This window comes from Methylobacter luteus IMV-B-3098, assembly GCF_000427625.1.
Lineage (GTDB): Bacteria > Pseudomonadota > Gammaproteobacteria > Methylococcales > Methylomonadaceae > Methylobacter > Methylobacter luteus.
Map to the genome: position 1 here is coordinate 18562 of NZ_ATYJ01000014.1, position 16649 is coordinate 35210.

Consider the following 16649-nt stretch of genomic DNA (forward strand, 5'->3'; position numbering starts at 1 on the left):
ACATCTCATTCTTATGGCTAGAAATATTGAAATCAAAGCTCGAATTGAAAGTGTCGAATCACTGCTGCCGGTGGCAGCGGAAATCGCCGATGAAGGGCCCATTGAAATAGACCAGGACGATACGTTTTTTGCTTGTCCCAACGGCAGATTGAAACTTCGCGCTTTCTCTGAACATGATGGACAGCTGATTTTCTATCAGCGCCCAGACAGTGCAGGTCCCAAGGAATCTTTCTATGTCATCTCGCCGACCTCTTCCCCTGATACAATCCGTCAGCTGTTGTCGCTGGCCTATGGCGAAATTGGACGTGTGCGCAAACACCGCACCTTATTCTTGGCAGGACGAACGCGAATCCATTTGGATAAAGTGGACGAATTGGGAGACTTTCTGGAACTGGAAGTCGTCCTGGCTGAAGGCGAACCTAACGAAGCCGGTGTATCAGTGGCTCATGAATTGCTGGAAAAGCTAGGTATATCCCCGCATCAGCTGGTAGAAGAGGCCTATGTGGACCTACTGGCAAAATTGCCCAATAAACCGATCCTTTCACCGACCTCTGCCGGCAGGTGAGTTGAAGCGCTAAATACTATTAAAGAGACAATCATGAATTCCGCTATCAAAATAACTGTCGGGGCCAGGGGTTACGCATTAAAATCGTTCCGACTCTAAGCGATAATCTTCCACTTTTTAAAACAGTGGAGGCAAGTCATGGTGGATGGGATTGTGGAGTCTTTTTCGGAGTTATCCGATCCACGCCGCCCGGGGCGTGTTCAGCATAAACTACTTGATATCCTGGTCATTGCAGTCAGCGCCGTCATTGCCGGTGCAGAAACCTGGACAGATATTGCCAATTACGGCGCCATGAAGCAGGCTTGGCTCGCGACCTTCCTGGATTTGAGCGATGGTGTGCCATCGCATGATACCTTTCGCCGGGTGTTCACCCTCATTAACCCCAACAACTTCGAACAGTGTTTTTACCGATGGGTCACCGGCTATGCGGAGGCTTTGGATCGGGAAGTCATCGCGATCGATGGCAAAACCGTGCGCCGCTCTTTTAACAAAGGTACCCAGCAGGGACCGCTGCATATCGTCAGCGCCTTTGCCACCGAGCAAGGTTTAAGCCTCGGGCAACTGGCGGTGGACGGAAAATCCAACGAAATTACCGCCGTACCGGAACTGCTGGACAGCCTGTCCCTGGCCGGCAACATCGTCACCCTGGACGCCATGGGTTGCCAGCGTGCCATTGCCCAGAAGATTTTGGATCAGCAAGCCGACTATATCCTGGCGCTCAAAGGGAATCAGGGAAACCGGCATAAGGCGGTGGTGAATTACTGTGAAGCCGCTTGCTTAAGTAGGTCAGCCCCTCTCAAGCCCTTCTATGACGCGTTTGATGAAACCCATGGCCGTCTGGTCCGGCGGCGGGCCTGGGTTTGTCCTGAGGCGAGTGAACTGGACGCGTTACGGGATTGGCCCGGGATTCGCAATGTCCTGGCGATAGAGACCATCCGCAGCGTCGCGCATAGCCATGAAGTCCAGGCAGAGATACGCTATTACCTGACCAGTTGCGATGATGCGCCAGAGGTCTTGGTTCAAGCCGTGCGCCGCCACTGGGCGATTGAAAATAGCTTGCATTGGGTGTTGGATGTCACTTTCCGGGAAGACGATGCGCGTAGTCGTGATAAAGTGGCAACGCGATCCTTTGCGCTGCTCCGCAAGATGGCGCTCAATAGCGTCAGGCAAGATAAGAGCAACAAATTCAGTCTACGCGGACGACGCCAAAACGCAGGATGGAACAATGACTATATGGCTCATCTACTCTTCGGAGGCGCAAAAAAGCCAGTGTCAGCAGAAAATGGTTTTAATGCGTAACCCCTGCTGTCGGGGCCGAAGCAGAGGCAACTACAGTAGTAACCAAGGAGCTAACCGTGCGCCACTTCCATTCAAACATGTCGGAGGTCTATGCGACTCCCTGCATGATCCACTTGATGGAAATCGCGGCAAGTAACGCCGTCCAGCCTTACCTGTCGGCCGGCTGGGTCTCTGTTGGCGTCGACGTCAATATACGTCACTTGGCGCCTACGCCAGTTGGCTGCACCGTCACCGCATATGCTAGAGTTACCAAAGTCACGCACAAGCTAATTGAGTTCGAAGTGCTGGCACACGATGGCAAAAATCTAATTGGGAAAGGTACACATTCCCGTGCACCAGTCAACCTTGCGCACTTCGAACAAACCCTTTCAGGTCTCTCTACATGAACGTAGCATATAATCCTATGGCCCGAAAAGCCACTCAGCTCAGTTAGCCTCACATTAGTCACCATTAAGGGAATATCAAGCCATGTTCACACCTAGAGTCGGAGTTGGAGTGCTCATCATTAAGAATGGACGCGTATTACTTGAAAAACGAAAAGGATCGCACGGCGCCGGAACGTGGTCTGCGCCCGGTGGTCATCTTGAGTATGGGGAGTCGATCGAGAATTGTGCTGAACGTGAAGTGCTGGAAGAGGTCGGTATCAGAATCCGTGACCTTCAGTATGGCCTATTCACAAACAATGTATTTGAAGCCGAGCAGAAGCACTATGTGACTGTCTTCGTGTTGGCGAAATGGGAATCAGGAGTGGTCGAGACGAAAGAGCCGGAAAAGTGTGAAGGCTGGGAATGGTTCGATTGGTCCAATCTACCCGAACCGCTGTAGCAGCGTGCCGCCAAGACTTCACTTTGCCGGATAACTCTTGATCCCAGGCAATAAATGTCAGCAATAGAAACGGTCAAAATTATGAATCCAAACATCTGTCAAGCCAGTTTCCAAGACTTCGCCCATTTCCAGGCACTCATTTCCAAATCTGCCCGAATACTTCAGGCGCAATACTATAAACAGTCAGAAATTGAAACAGCGTTGGAGTTAGTGTGCGGCATAGAAGAACTGATTATCTCTGGCAATTTCCTTGTGGCTAAGCACGAAAAGAGAATCATCGGTTGTGGTGGTTGGGCGATTGATGTCTCTGAGCCTCAAAAAGCTGAACTCAGGAGCTTTTTTGTGCATCCTGATTTTGCTCGAAAAGGTGTGGCCACACAGCTCTTTACAGCATGCGAAAATGAATGTTCGCATAAAGGGATTGAAATTTTATATCTGACGGCCACGCTTTCGGGAGAACCCTTTTACCAAAAGTGTGGTTTCTCTGAAATTGAGCGATTCAAGCAAAATTTGTCGAATGGAGAGACCTTTGAATTGGTCAAAATGGTCAAAGTAATATCAGGCTGTCAGGCATACTAATAGCGCAATAGACTAAGTTTTCCGCACTAAACCTATATTTCCTTGTTCTTCATTCAGAAGTTGATCTTTAATTTTTAAATTTAATTCCGGAGAGTCATTTTCCGTGATAAAGCCCACTACAGAAAATGACTGAAGAAATGAACAAGATTTTACGGATTGAAGTGAGTCTGCAAGGGTAAAACTGTAAGTTTCTGTTCAAATGCCCCCGCTAATCCGATTAATCACATAATGATTAGATCCGTATGCCTTCGTGTCTTCGAAATGGATCTGATATGGAATCATAAAAAATATAACCTCCATTTATTTGGATTAAGAATCGAAAGAATCTGCAAAGTAATTTGGGTTATTGGAGAGTAACTCCGGCTTTCCATCCGCCGCCAAAGGCCCGATAGATGGAGACTAGTGCCACACGCACCGCGGTTTCGGCCTTGACACGCTCATCAGCGGTGGCAAGTTTGCCGCGTTCAGCATCCAACACCGACAAATAATCGCTCGCTCCACGATGGTATAAAGCATTGGCAAACCGATAAGTCTGCTCTGCTGCCGTTTCGGCCTGCAAGAGTCGATCTCTTTGCTCTACCGATGCGGCATATGCGACATAAGCGTTTTCCACGTCTTCCAGGGCGAGGAGGAAAGTCTTCTCGTACTTCGCCGCAACCTGTTCCAGTCTGGCATCGGCAGCGATTATACGAGCCCGGATGCGTCCGGCATTGAATATCGGCACAGTAAGTCCCGAACCGAGCGTATAAACACTCTCAGCAAGGCTTGGAAAGCCACCCACAGCCAATGCACCGAAACCACCGCTAGCCGACAGCACTACCTTGGGGAACAGATCGGCTCTCGCCGCACCGAGGCTGGCCGCCATCGCGCTGACTTCAGTTTGCGCCAAGCGCAGATCCGGCCGTTGTTCCAGCAGTCCAGAAGGCAGAAGTCGAGGGATGGTCGGCGAGTTTGCAGGGAATGGATCCGCACTAGCCAATTGATTTTCCATTTTTTCCGGCGATTCCCCCATCAAGATGGCAAGACGATGCATCAGGTTTACCGCCGTACTGGTAAGAGCAGGAAGAGCACCTTCGGTAGTATGCAGCAGAGTTTCCTGGCGAGCGATATCCAATTGGTTGATCAAGCCGGTGCGATTGAACGCCTGTAATGTTCTCAGGCGTTCCTGTTGAATCTTGATATTTTCCCGCAGAATGCCGGTACGTGCCTGCACACCACGCAGTTCCAAATAATTCGTCGCCACTTGAGCCAGCAAACCCACTTGGGTGGCATGCAGCGCTTCTTCGGCGCCCTCGGCCTGAGCGGTGGCGGCTTCAGCTTCCAAGCGCCTAGCACCGAACAGGTCGACTTCCCAGCGTGCTGCCAGTCCGCCGGTAATCATATCGGCAGCGGGGATGAATAATCCGATACCTTGATTGTTCGGCACGCCTATGACCCGGTCGATCTTTTTCTCCCTGCCACCTGACACGAACAGATCAATGCTGGGATAGAGCATCGATTCGGCAACGGTGGTCATGGCTTTAGCTTCCCGGACGTGCGCAATGGCGATCCTGAGATCGTGATTGTTGACCAATGCTTGGCCGATCAGGCCGTTCAGCAGCGGATCATGGAATCCTTTCCACCATGCTTTAAGGTCATCCGGATCAGAAACTGTTCGAATACCCGGGGCATGACGCCAATCCTTGGGCGACGCTACCAAGTCCACTTGCCTGTTGACACGGGTCGGGGTGCAAGCACTCAAATCAAGCATCATCACCAGAATTGATACCACTAGCCAATGCTGCTTATTCATCGGTAAGCTCCGTCACAGGCACGGCTACATTAGCGGTTTGCATGATTATTGATTGGGCAATTGTTAACGGCGCACGTTTGACCCTGAACCAAGCCGCGTAGAGCGCAGGCAGAAAAAAAACCGTCAGCACAGTAGCGATGATGAGTCCACCCATAATGACGATAGCCTGTGGCCCAAAAAAATCGTTGCGTGATAACGGAATCATGGCCAGAATAGCCGCCATCGCAGTCAGCAAAATGGGCCGAAAGCGTCGTACCGTCGATTCGACGATGGCGCTCCAAGTATCCAATCCGGCTTTTTGATTTTGCTCGATCTGATCCACCAGAATCACGGAATTGCGCATGATCATGCCGGATAGGGCAATAATGCCCAGTAGAGCCACGAAGCCGAAAGGCGCCCTGAACAGCAGCAGGGCGAACGCTGCGCCGATTACCCCTAAAGGTGCGGTGACAAACACTAGAAAGGTACGGGATAGATTTTGCAATTGCATCATGAGCAGGATCAGCATAATGACCAGAACCAGCGGAATCCAAATTAGAATAGACTTCTGGGCGATCCAGGCATCTTCTTTGGAACCGCCAGTTTCGATGAAATAGCCGACAGGTAATTGATCCTGGATAGGTTTGAGTTCTGGGCTGATCTCAGCCGCCACGTCGGGGGCCATTGCGCCGTCGACCACGTCGGCACGCACTGAAATTGCCGGGAAACGGTTGCGGCGCCAGCGCACGCCGTCTTCGAATACGGTTTCGAACTTGACGAACTGAGATAGCTGCTCCGACTGGCCACTGTCGGTTCGCACTGTTACGTCGGGTAACCGGTCTGCAGTAGTACGTAAGTTGTCTTGCGCCCGCCAGACGATATCGATGAGCTTGTCGTCTTCCCGAAACTGCCCTATAGGAATTCCCGTGTAGTGAGCGTGCAAGATTTTCGACAAGCTTGAAGTAGAGATGCCAAGTGCACGAGCCTTGTCTTGATCAAGTGCCAAGCGTAGCGACGGAATCCGATCATGCCAGTCGTCGTTCACATCCAAGGTATTAGGATTGGCACGCATGATCTCGGATACTCGGTCGGCAATATTGCGAACGATCATGGGATCTTCGCCAAACACTCGAAACACCAACGGATAATCCATGGGCGGGCCGACATTAAGGCGCATGACACGCCCGCGCACTTCCGGAAAATCCGTTGCGAAAGCCTGTCGAATGCGCTGCATAACCCGCTCGCGGGCAGCATTGTCCCGTGTCATCACCACAAATTCTGAGAGATTGGTATTGGCTAGCTGTTGTACGATGAGTAAGAAGAATCGGGGACTACCACCGCCGATATAGGCGGTGTAATTCACCACGTCTTCATCTTTGCTCAAAATCGATTCCATATGCTTGGCGGCAGCTTCGCTTTGCGCAAAAGAACTGCCTTCAGGCAGCCACAGGTCGACAATGACTTCCGGTCGATTCGACAGCGGGAAAAATTGTTCTGGAACTTGAGTCAGCGTTACTAAGCCAATAGAGAAAAGAACGCCCGTTGCGACGATGACTCTTTTACGATGCTCCATGCACCACGTTACCCAATGCCGCAAACGCTTGTAAAAAGGTGTATCGAACAAATCGTGCTCGTGTGCGCTATTGGGCTGAACCTTGAGCAACAGAAAACCCAGATAGGGCGTAAAAACGACCGCACCGACCCACGAAAGCAATAACGAAATGCCCATTACCTGAAATATTGAAACCGTGTATTCACCAGCTTGCGATTCGGCCAAACCTACCGGCAGGAAGCCAACGATGGTGATCAAGGTGCCGGTCAACATGGGGAAGGCTGTGGCGCTATAAGCATAAGTTGCCGCATTGATTCTGTCCCAGCCTTCTTCCAGCTTGCGTGCCATCATTTCGATAGCAATCATGGCGTCGTCCACTAATAAGCCGAGCGCCAGAATCAAAGCGCCTAATGAAATGCGGTGGATTTCCATGCCAAACAGCAGCATGCTCAGCAGCGTTCCTGCCAATACCAATGGCACCGTGAGCGCGACCACGGAGCCGGTGCGAAAGCCGAGGCTCGCAAAGCTGACGAGCAGCACTGCCGCCAATGCTTCGAAGAAGGTGCTCAAGAATTCGCCATTGGCTGTTTTGACTACGCGCGGTTGATTTGCGACTCGATCGACATCTACTCCCACCGGGAGCTCGCCCTCGATTCGGATCATGGCGGCTTCCAGCGCTTTGCCCAGCTCCAAGACATCACCTCGTTTGTTCATGGTGATGCCGAGGCCGATGGCTTCCTTGCCGTTGAAGCGCATTTTGAGTTCCGGCGGGTCAATGTATCCGCGCTTAACTTCTGCAAAATCGCCGACGCGCAAGGTACGCCCATTAATATACAACGGCAGGTTGCTAACGTTCTCCACAGAATCGAATTGGCCGGTGATATGGATAGGTAAGGTTCTATCGGCTGAGTACACAGCGCCCGACGATGTCATGCTGTTTTGCGCTTGCAATACTTCAGCGATCAGATTGGCATCCAGTCCCAGTTCAGCCAATTTTTTGTCGGAGAATTCGATATAAATTTTCTCGTCCTGGACGCCAAGTTGATCAATTTTTTCGACATTCTTGACGCGCAGGAGTTGTTGGCGTACTGAGTCGGCCATTTTTTTCAGCTCAGCGTAACTAAAGCCTTTTCCCGAAAAGGCATAGATCAGGCTATAAGTATCGCCGAATTCGTCATTGAAAAATGGCCCGATGCTGCCGGGCGGCAGCGTCATTCTGATGTCGTCGACCTTTTTGCGCACCTGATACCAAAGAGAAGGGATTTCCTTCGGCGGCGTGTCTTCTCGTGGAGTCACGAAAATAACCGACTCGCCCGGTTTCGAGTAGCTGCGCAAAATGTCCAGGTTTGGCAATTCCTGAATTTTCTTTTCCAGGCGATCGGTTAGTTGCTGTTCGACTTCCAGCGCTGTAGCGCCAGGGTATAGGGTTTTGACGACCATTACCCGAAATGTAAACTCCGGATCTTCCCGTTGACCGAGGCGGAAATAGGCGAAAATCCCGCCCAACAGCAACAGCACCATGATGAAACCGGTGAAAGCGCGATGTTCCAGCGTCCATGCGCTTAAGTTGAAATCGTTCATTGAAGATACTCCTGGCCTGCATCAGTGTAGCGGTCCATGTCCGGTTTAAACTTTTCCGGCAAACGCACTGTTTGACCTTCGATCAAACGATTCACGCCGGCACTCACGACCAGTTGCCCAGCAGTCAGTCCAGTGATGACGATCTGTTCGCCGGGTAATGCGGCGCCAATACGTATCGGTGCTGATTTAACGGTGGAGGTGAGTTCGTCAACCAGCCAGACACAAGTTTGCCCGGGCTGATCCTGGGGCGTAAAGACGGCCGAGAGCGGAACCGTGAGGTTGGCAGATGCACTTGAAGGTATCCAAACCGTCGCCGTCATGCCGAGCCGCGTGTTATCCTGGCGTTCCAGAAGAGTCACTTTGGCACGATAGGTTCGGCTGATTGGGTCGGCTGCTGCTGCGAGCTCTCGAATATGGCCTTTAATTCGCTTGTCGCCGTCGGCCCACAGTGTCACAGTGACTTCCTGATAGAGATTGATTCCGGAAACGCGATGTTCGGGGATGTCGATATGAATTTCCTTCTCATTGGATTGGGCTAGCCTGATAACGGGCTGACCAGAGGCGACTACTTGCCCCGCCTCAGCCTCCAGCACCGTCACCACGCCGTCGCGGTCGGCCAGCAAATCAGTGTAAGCCAATTGGTTGCTTGTCTGCCCGAGTTGGGCTTCGAGAGCCACAACCTTTTGCTGTGCGGTAATGTAGAGCGTTTGGTGACGATCTAATTCAGGCTGGCTAATGACATTTTGATCAAACAATTCCCGGTATCTGTTTAAGTCGTCTTTAATGTAGTCGCGGTCGACTTTAGCGGCTATAAGTTGAGCTTTGATGTTTTGTAGAGCCAACCGGTAATCGCTGGGATCAAGCCTTGCTAACATCTGGCCTTTGTTTACTCGATCGCCAATGTCGACCGAGCGCTCTATCAGTTTTCCAGCCACGCGGAATGCTAAAGTCGTTTCAAAACGCGCTTGCACCTCGCCAGGAAACGGTCTGTCGTTCTGCGTTTCTTGACGTATTACTCGGACAACATTGACGGGGCGAAGATATCGTTGGTTTTGATCTTGATGCGTACATCCAGCTAATGTCCAAAGCAACGATGAAATCAATGCGATGATAAAAGTAAGTCTAGCGGGAAACGGTAATTGTCCGCTGTCTACTAAATAACAGCGGGAATTGTGGAAATTCATCTACACTCCAATTTAATTAGCTACACGTTTGATCATTGGGCACTCTCTGCGGGCATCCATGACAGATTGAGCCGGCAGTAATGCCCTAGGTGTAAAACAAATTAAACTAAGCGGTTTAACAGCGCGTCACCCGTTCGGGTGAAAAAGGAAAAATTATTGCGGTAAATTTGGGAATGCCGTTTTCCCAACGAGAACAAATTTGCGGGAGTATAAACAAGAAAGGATCAATCTTTTGTTAAGGCAGCCTCGCCTGGAGATGCAAGCATGCCGAAACCTGTCATCAGCAATTGGATGAGTTCAGACTGGCGATGTGTTCCCGTTTTTGCCAGCACCTGCTTTAGCTGAGTTTTTACCGTATTGTTGCTGATGCCTCGCGTTTTTGCATAATCGCTTGGTGTTTGTCCACGCAGCAAAGCGGTAGCAAGTTTGGCCTCGACAGGAGAAAGGCCGTAGCATTGCGACAACAAATTGCCATCTAAATCGAATGGTATCTCCGGGTCGCAGATAAATAACGCAACAGATGGCTCCGATCCGGCAAAAGGTAACGGCCGGCTTTGCAGCGGCACGGCTATTGCCGATAACGGACGCGGACGGTTTGAGGCGTATCGATGCAAACTCATCGCATTGCCTTGCCCCAGCTCTGAGGCATTGCCGATCAATCTGCGCAAGGCGCGAGTTTGGTTGGCGTTACCCGTCAGGCAGCGACCTGCGGCATTGAGACAAAAACCGTCGGAAGAACGGCTTAGAGTTTCCGCCATGTGATTAACAAATACGGCTTGGCCGCATTTATCGAACAAGACCAGCCCGACTGGCAAGCGGTTCAAGAGGTCGGTATTCGTAGCAAGCACCCTTTGAAATTCGGAAAATTTTTTATGAATCATGCAAGAGCGCCGCAAATGCGGCACTAAACGGGCCAATAATATGGTCTCATCCGTAGAAAACGGTTGCCGCTTGGCTCTAAAAATAGACAGACGTACTGCTAGCGTATCCTGTTTTAGAAGATGACCGATCATGGCATGAAAATAATCCTGCGGTTTAAGCCAATCGTTATACCATTCGGTCTTGATAAGTTCCCGCACAGGAAACAAGCGATCAGTTGTGATAAGTTTGCCTTCTGGTAAATCCCGCGAGTTTTCAAGCCAGACGTTGACTTTGGAATAATAGCGGTCGTACGACAAGACAGTTTCAGGATCGGTACGGACGGATTGAATAAAGGAAATTTCATCGCTACGGCAAGTGGCACTGCGGCTGGCAAAATCAACCAGATAAAGTACCGTGCCCTTGCTTCGGAAAGCATCTGACAGCTGCTCCAAAAAAACTGGCCATAGCTCCGGCATAACAGCAGCGTCATAAATTTTTCCAATTAAATCGTCATATTTGTTTTCGTCCATAACTATATTTAGTGTGCTTTATTTAGTACTACAGTTGCAGATTATCTTTCTCCACCCCGCCGGCAGTGGCAGGCGCAGGCCACTGCTTGATGGCGCATTTGCCACAATGGCTAGCCGATGACATGTATGATCATCCGCAGTTCGATGGCTTGGACGCATGTCACTTTTCAAAGTCGCTGTCAGCAGCAGTCAATCTGAACCCGTGTAATCTCTTGATAAACGCAAATTAAAATGTCGCGATAGAACGCGCACGAGGGCATACCAAAACGGTTCACTGGCGGCAATGTGCCATTTTGAGACATTCAACGATTTCAGTCTATGGCAGCTGCAACACCATAACCTGTCGTTCAACGATCCAGTTCACCGATCGGGGCCCCATCAGCAACCTGCATGTAACGGAAAGCCTACATGCGCCCCAGCCAGGGACAGCGCCTGATTCGGCAGCAGAAATCGCGGCTACCGACGAACATCACATTATTGTTTGGCCGCCATCGATGACCAGAGCGTGACCAACGACGAAGGCGGCCGCATCTGAACACAGCCATAGGACGGCGTTGGCGATCTCTTCGGGCTGGCCCATTCGCCCGATCGGCTCCTCCGAGATCACCCGTGCCCGCCCCTCGGCGGTACCGCCGGTGAAGCGAGCCATCATCGGCGTGTCGATATAGCCGGGGCAGACGGCATTGATGCGGACATTCGCCGCCGCGTAGTCGAGGGCCGCCGCCCGCGTGATACCGATCACGCCGTGCTTCGCGGCGGTGTACGCCGGGTTGCCCTTGATGCCGATTACCCCCGCACCCGAGGAGGTGTTGACGATCGCACCGCCTCCGTGCTTGAGCATCAGCGGGATCTCGTATTTCATACACAGGAAGACGCTGCGGAGGTCGATGGCCATGATCCGGTCCCACTCATTTTCGTCTAACTCCGCGAGCGGGACCAGTTGCTTCTGTTCCACGCCTGCATTGTTGAAGGCAGCATCCAGCCGCCCGAACGTCCCGACAGTCTGATTCAGCGCCTCCTTCACGTCATCGACCCGCGTGACATCACAGTTGACAGCGAGTGCCCGTCCACCGATGTCTTCGATCATGCGGGCTGTTTCCTGGTTGCCCTGTTCCGAAACGTCGGCCACCGTCACACTGGCACCCTCACGGGCGAACGCCAGCGCTGCCGCGCGTCCGATGCCATTCGCGGCTCCGGTTACGAACGCCACTTTGTTTTCAAAAGACAAATTCATAATCGAACTCCTGTGTTAATGTGGGCATTTCCTTCACTCCGACTTAAGAGAAGCCATATCAATGCAGAAGCGATATTTCACATCGGACTTGAGCAGTCTTTCGTAAGCTTCATTGACCTTCTGGATGGGGATGACTTCAACGTCGGCGGTGAGGTTATGTTCGCCGCAAAAATCGAGCATCTCCTGGGTTTCGGCGATACCGCCGATGTTGGAGCCGGACAGGCTGCGGCGCCCCATGATCAGGCTGAAGGCCGAGACGTGCAAGGGCTTTGAGGGAGCGCCGACTAAGGTGATGTTGCCGTCGCGTCGGAGCAGGTTGATGTAGGCGTTGATGTCGTGATCGGCGGAGATGGTGTCGAGGATGAAGTCAAAGCTGCCGGTGTGCTTCTGCATCTCGTCGGGGTTGCGGGAGACGACGACTGCGTCCGCACCGAGGCGGAGCGCATCTTCCTTCTTGCCGGGTGACGTGGTGAACACCACGACCTGGGCGCCGAGCGCATGAGCAAACTTCACGCCCATGTGGCCCAATCCGCCGAGACCGACCACGCCAACTTTCTGGCCCTGGGTAACGCCCCAGTGGCGCATGGGGGAGTAAGTCGTGATCCCTGCGCAGAGCAACGGCGCAACTCCGGCGAGATCGAGGTTGGCAGGGACGCGTAGAACGAAGCGTTCGTCGACGACAATGCTAGCGGAGTAACCGCCGTAGGTCACGCCTCCGAGGTGCTTGTCCATACCATTGAAGGTGAGCGTCAGGTTCGGGCAGAACTGCTCGAAGCCAGCCTGGCACTGCGGACAGGTCCTGTCCGAATCGACCAGACAGCCGACCGCCGCGAGATCGCCGGGCTGGTACTTGGTAACGGCCGAGCCGACCTGGGTGACACGGCCGACGATCTCATGGCCGGGCACAATTGGGTAGACCGTGGGCATGACGCTGCTCCACTCGTTACGTACCTGGTGCACGTCGGAGTGGCAGATGCCGCAGAAGAGAATCTCGATCTGCACATCGCTTTCCGTCGGATCGCGACGGGGGATCGTGGCGGAGGCCAGAGGCGATGCCGCACTGGCCGCTGAATAAGCCTTCACGTTGTACATGGTTTATGCTCCTATTCGTTTGCTCTTGGGGCCTGATATTGTTCGTTGCTGACCTCTTCCATCCAGTCGACGGTCTTGCCATCAAGCTGTTCGACAATCGCGATGTGCGTCATGGCCGTGGTTGGCGTGGCGCCATGCCAATGCTTCTTACCCGGCTGGCACCAGACCACGTCACCCGGCCGAATTTCTCAGATAGGACCTCCCCAGCTCTGGGCTAAGCCGCAGCCGGCGGTCACGATCAGGGTTTGGCCCAACGGATGGGTATGTCATGCTGTTCGAGCGTCGGACTCGAACGTGACACTGACGCTGAGGGCGCGTGCCGGAGCGGTTGCTTAGAACAGCGGGTCGATGCGTACTTACCGGTGAAATACTCGGCCGGTCCTTGGGTGGAAGATTGAGAACCACTTCGGTTGATGTTCATTTGCAGCGTCCTCTGTTTAATCGGAACAAGGGTCTATTTTTCCGACTTCTCACAAGGCAGCAAGTTCAGCACCGCGTTATTAGTTGATTGCCCAAGCAACTCAGCAACTGGCCGCTATACGGCTAATTGTTGCCATTCAGAAAATTCGAATGAAAGGTCACGGTAGGAATACCGGTTGCCCGGTACCCCCCGCACAGATCCCAGCGTGCGCTGCTAACGCACTGGGCTCTCCTCCCTCGAGTACGAACGTCAAAGCGGTAACAAGGGTGAGGATGTAATAATCGAACTCTCGGGAAGAAACGCGCGGTTATCCGAACAAATCGATTCCAGTTCATAAACCCTTTTTGGCTGCGCTTTCTAATACGATGCAACCATAGGCGGCGAACTTCATTGAAGAACAGCCAGATACTGGAATCATTGCCTGAAACGGAAAAATAGTTCAAATGTCCTTGCAGAACTTTTTGAATCCACTCGCCGGTTTTTGACAGCGGATCATGCCAGCGTTTTCGCAGCTCACTTTTGATCGCGTGCAACGTTGCTCGCATGCGCTTCTTTATCGTTTGACGCCCGATCACAAAGGCTCCGTTTTTCCGGGACTGCGTACAGAAATGCGTAAAGCCCAGAAAGTCGAAAGTCTCCGGCTTTCTTTCTCCCAGCCGATTCCTGTTGCTTATCGCATATCTTCCAAAACGGATCAGCTGTGTTTTGTCGGGGTGTAAAGTCAAACCAAACGCTTGTAAACGTTCTTGCATATCTTGCAAAAAGCGTTTTGCCTCTTGCTCGAATTCAAAACCGAGCACAGTATCATCCGCATAACGGATAATAATCATGTCGCCTTGGGCTTTTTGTCGTCGCCATTGATGACTCCATAGATCGAACACATAGTGCAGGTAAATATTCGCCAGGATCGGCGAAACCACAGCCCCTTGCGGGGCACCCTGAACACTAGCCTCCCTATGAGAGCCTTTCATGACGCCAATTTTTAACCATTTGGCGATGAGACGCAGTAAACGTTTATCCCCGATTCGGTGTTGAAGAAATCGCATCAGCCAGTCATGGTTCATGGCATCAAAGAACTTCTGGATATCCGCGTCCAACACCCAGTTCACCTTCTTTCTATAAATCCCGGCACTGAGGGCATCCAACGCATCATGTTGGCTACGTCCCGGCCGAAATCCATACGAAAATCCCATGAAACTCTCTTCATAGATGGCTTCTAGCACATAGACCACCGCCTGTTGGACAATTTTGTCTTCCAGGCACAAGATACTCAATGGTCGCTCTGTGCCGTCCGCTTTCGGGATCATCGTCCGTCTAGCGGGTTGGGCACGATAGCTGCCTTGGTGTATCTGGTTATGTAATGCCGTTAGCTTCTCATGAAGATTGTCGCCATAGGCACGCCACGTCACGCCATCGAGTCCGGGAGCTGAATTTCGCTTGAGCGAAAAATAACTCTGCTCCAGAAGCTCAAGGGTGATGTGATGCAGTAACGCGGTGAACTGTACATCCTTCTTTTGTCGCGCCGCTTGGCGCACACCAGCCAATCCATTCGACGCAGCTCCCCGGCTCTGAGTCCGGACTGCGGTTGCCTGACCGATGTTCCTCTTGGGCAAAGTCCTTCCCTCCACAACCTCCGCCGAGGGCAAGCCCTCTTTGTTCGATTGCTTCTTCGGTACTACGGCTTTGTCCGACTTCTCATCTGCGTGCATATTTATCGTTCAGTTTTTACCTTAATAAACCGGCTCGATATGCCTATCGAGCACAGATGAGACCTCCCAGGTTCCGTACAAAGGACTTCTCCACATGCTTGGGGTCTACGACTGCGCGAGGTTTGGACTCATGCTGGCCAAATCGCATGAACCAATATTGCCTTCTCCTCAGCAGTACGGAATCAGCACCTCGAAGTTCGACCCATTTCGCAGCTCAATACCCAGCCTATGGTCTCCCCTGTGAACGTTTCACGTTTACCCTCGCGGGTAACCGCGCATCACTCGGTGGGCTAGACCTTATCTCGTAGAGGACTTTCACCTCCTATCCTTTGCCAGCTTATCCTGGCGCACACCGCAATGGGTCGCTATGTATAGCTATCCATAGCGACCCGAAGGCGACGATCAGGATTTGACAATGAATGACTGCTTATTAGCCTTGAGCCGCCTCTCAGCTCTAAAAATTTTAAGTCTTAAATGAAATAGCCTTCGAGTGTTTTCTGCGTGCGACACCCGCTTTTTTATTTGTATTCAATCGCCCACTCCGACCCGTTCACACTATCAACGGCGCTTTGTCAGCGTATAAATGACCAGCGGAAAAGCGGATTCCGCTGAGTTCGAACTCAGCCTGTGAGCGCTTGAACTTCATTAGCGGTGATGAAATCAAATTTTTCTGTTAAACGAAGCTATCAACATAGCTGTTCAGTGTCGGTCATCTTTAACGTTAGCACGCAGGAGAGTCCGTATGCGTAAACTATTTTCAGCGCCCAAACGTGAACAATCGCGACGGGAAGAAATCGCTAATAGTGTCAGTCATGGTCTAGGCCTGGTCGGAGCCCTGGTGGGAACACCGTTTCTGATCACGCAGGCGGAACGCCACGAAAACTCAGCATTTATTATCGGCGCGAGCCTTTTCTCTGCGACCATGGTGGTACTTTATTTTCTTTCCACGCTTTACCATGCTTTTCCAACAGGGAAGACCAAACGCGTGCTTCGGGCAATCGAGCAAGCGGTAATCTTTATCTTTATTGCCAGTACTTATACGCCGTTTACCTTAGGGGTTCTTCAGGGGACCTGGGGTTGGACAATGCTCGGCCTTATCTGGGGGCTTGCTACGGTCGGCGTTGCACTGTTGGCGTTCGGTAAAATGACGCGTCTGATGATTCCTACCAGCCTTTATTTGCTCATGGGGTGGCTCATCGTGATCATACTCGATCCGTTATTTGCCAAGATGCCACAATTCGGCGTGCACTTGCTGATTGCAGGAGGCGTGGCCTACACCGTAGGCGTAGCTTTCCTGGCAATCGATTCTCACCTCCGGTTTGGGCATTTAATCTGGCACTTGTGCGTTATCGCGGGGACTACATGCCACTACTTTGCAGTACTTTGGTGCGCTGTCTAGATGTTTAGTCCCACGATGTGCTGGTGTAAAGTATAGCCAGCTACAAC

13 protein-coding genes and 1 pseudogene are annotated in these 16649 nt (G+C 51.9%); 6 read left to right on the top strand and 8 right to left on the bottom strand.

Annotated features, from left to right (window positions below):
* Positions 1–13 precede the first annotated feature (13 nt).
* The 5 genes and pseudogenes from METLU_RS0100125 to METLU_RS0100145 all read left to right on the top strand — a co-directional run bounded on the left by METLU_RS0100125 (position 14) and on the right by METLU_RS0100145 (position 3268).
* Positions 14–565: a class IV adenylate cyclase gene (locus tag METLU_RS0100125; RefSeq protein WP_027156474.1), complete on the top strand. Its 552-nt coding sequence runs from the start codon at positions 14–16 to the stop codon at positions 563–565.
* 138 nt (positions 566–703) lie between these two features.
* A complete protein-coding gene (locus METLU_RS23955) occupies positions 704–1864 on the top strand; it encodes an ISAs1 family transposase (RefSeq protein ID WP_036242567.1) in 1161 nt (386 codons plus the stop codon).
* Between the two features lie 50 nt (positions 1865–1914).
* A pseudogene (locus METLU_RS23960) lies at positions 1915–2250 on the top strand (thioesterase family protein); the annotation flags it as partial.
* An 82-nt stretch (positions 2251–2332) separates the two neighbouring features.
* Positions 2333–2689 carry a nucleotide triphosphate diphosphatase NUDT15 gene (locus tag METLU_RS23965; protein WP_036242640.1) on the top strand — a complete coding sequence of 119 codons (357 nt, stop codon included), beginning with the start codon at positions 2333–2335 and terminating at the stop codon, positions 2687–2689.
* A 54-nt stretch (positions 2690–2743) separates the two neighbouring features.
* Complete coding sequence (locus METLU_RS0100145; protein WP_027156475.1) at positions 2744–3268, top strand: GNAT family N-acetyltransferase; 525 nt, start codon at positions 2744–2746, stop codon at positions 3266–3268.
* A gap of 343 nt (positions 3269–3611) precedes the next feature.
* On the opposite strand, the gene METLU_RS0100150 is transcribed toward METLU_RS0100145, so the two are convergent.
* The 8 genes from METLU_RS0100150 to ltrA all read right to left on the bottom strand — a co-directional run bounded on the left by METLU_RS0100150 (position 3612) and on the right by ltrA (position 15203).
* The gene (locus METLU_RS0100150; protein ID WP_036242571.1) at positions 3612–5060 is read right to left on the bottom strand and encodes a TolC family protein; all 1449 of its coding nucleotides are present in this window, start codon (positions 5058–5060) and stop codon (positions 3612–3614) included.
* Positions 5053–8172, bottom strand: a complete 3120-nt coding sequence (locus METLU_RS0100155) for an efflux RND transporter permease subunit (RefSeq protein ID WP_027156477.1) — start codon at positions 8170–8172, stop codon at positions 5053–5055. The genes METLU_RS0100150 and METLU_RS0100155 overlap by 8 nt, the downstream gene beginning before the upstream one ends.
* Positions 8169–9356, bottom strand: coding sequence for an efflux RND transporter periplasmic adaptor subunit (locus tag METLU_RS23970; protein ID WP_081678967.1), 1188 nt, complete (start codon positions 9354–9356; stop codon positions 8169–8171). The genes METLU_RS0100155 and METLU_RS23970 overlap by 4 nt, the downstream gene beginning before the upstream one ends.
* Positions 9357–9580: 224 nt before the next feature.
* A complete protein-coding gene (locus tag METLU_RS23975; RefSeq protein ID WP_051299689.1) occupies positions 9581–10747 on the bottom strand; it encodes a helix-turn-helix transcriptional regulator in 1167 nt (388 codons plus the stop codon).
* Between the two features lie 469 nt (positions 10748–11216).
* On the bottom strand, positions 11217–11981 hold the full coding sequence (locus METLU_RS0100170; protein WP_036242574.1) for an SDR family oxidoreductase: 765 nt from the start codon (positions 11979–11981) through the stop codon (positions 11217–11219).
* A gap of 33 nt (positions 11982–12014) precedes the next feature.
* Positions 12015–13073, bottom strand: coding sequence for an NAD(P)-dependent alcohol dehydrogenase (locus METLU_RS0100175; RefSeq protein ID WP_027156479.1), 1059 nt, complete (start codon positions 13071–13073; stop codon positions 12015–12017).
* An 11-nt stretch (positions 13074–13084) separates the two neighbouring features.
* Complete coding sequence (locus tag METLU_RS28195; protein WP_196806454.1) at positions 13085–13243, bottom strand: cupin domain-containing protein; 159 nt, start codon at positions 13241–13243, stop codon at positions 13085–13087.
* 373 nt (positions 13244–13616) lie between these two features.
* Complete coding sequence (gene ltrA / locus METLU_RS23985; RefSeq protein ID WP_231383505.1) at positions 13617–15203, bottom strand: group II intron reverse transcriptase/maturase; 1587 nt, start codon at positions 15201–15203, stop codon at positions 13617–13619.
* Positions 15204–15945: 742 nt separating this feature from the next.
* Here ltrA and trhA point away from each other — a divergent pair.
* Positions 15946–16602 (top strand): PAQR family membrane homeostasis protein TrhA, encoded by a 657-nt coding sequence (trhA, locus tag METLU_RS0100190; protein ID WP_027156480.1) that lies wholly within the window; start codon positions 15946–15948, stop codon positions 16600–16602.
* Positions 16603–16649 lie beyond the last annotated feature (47 nt).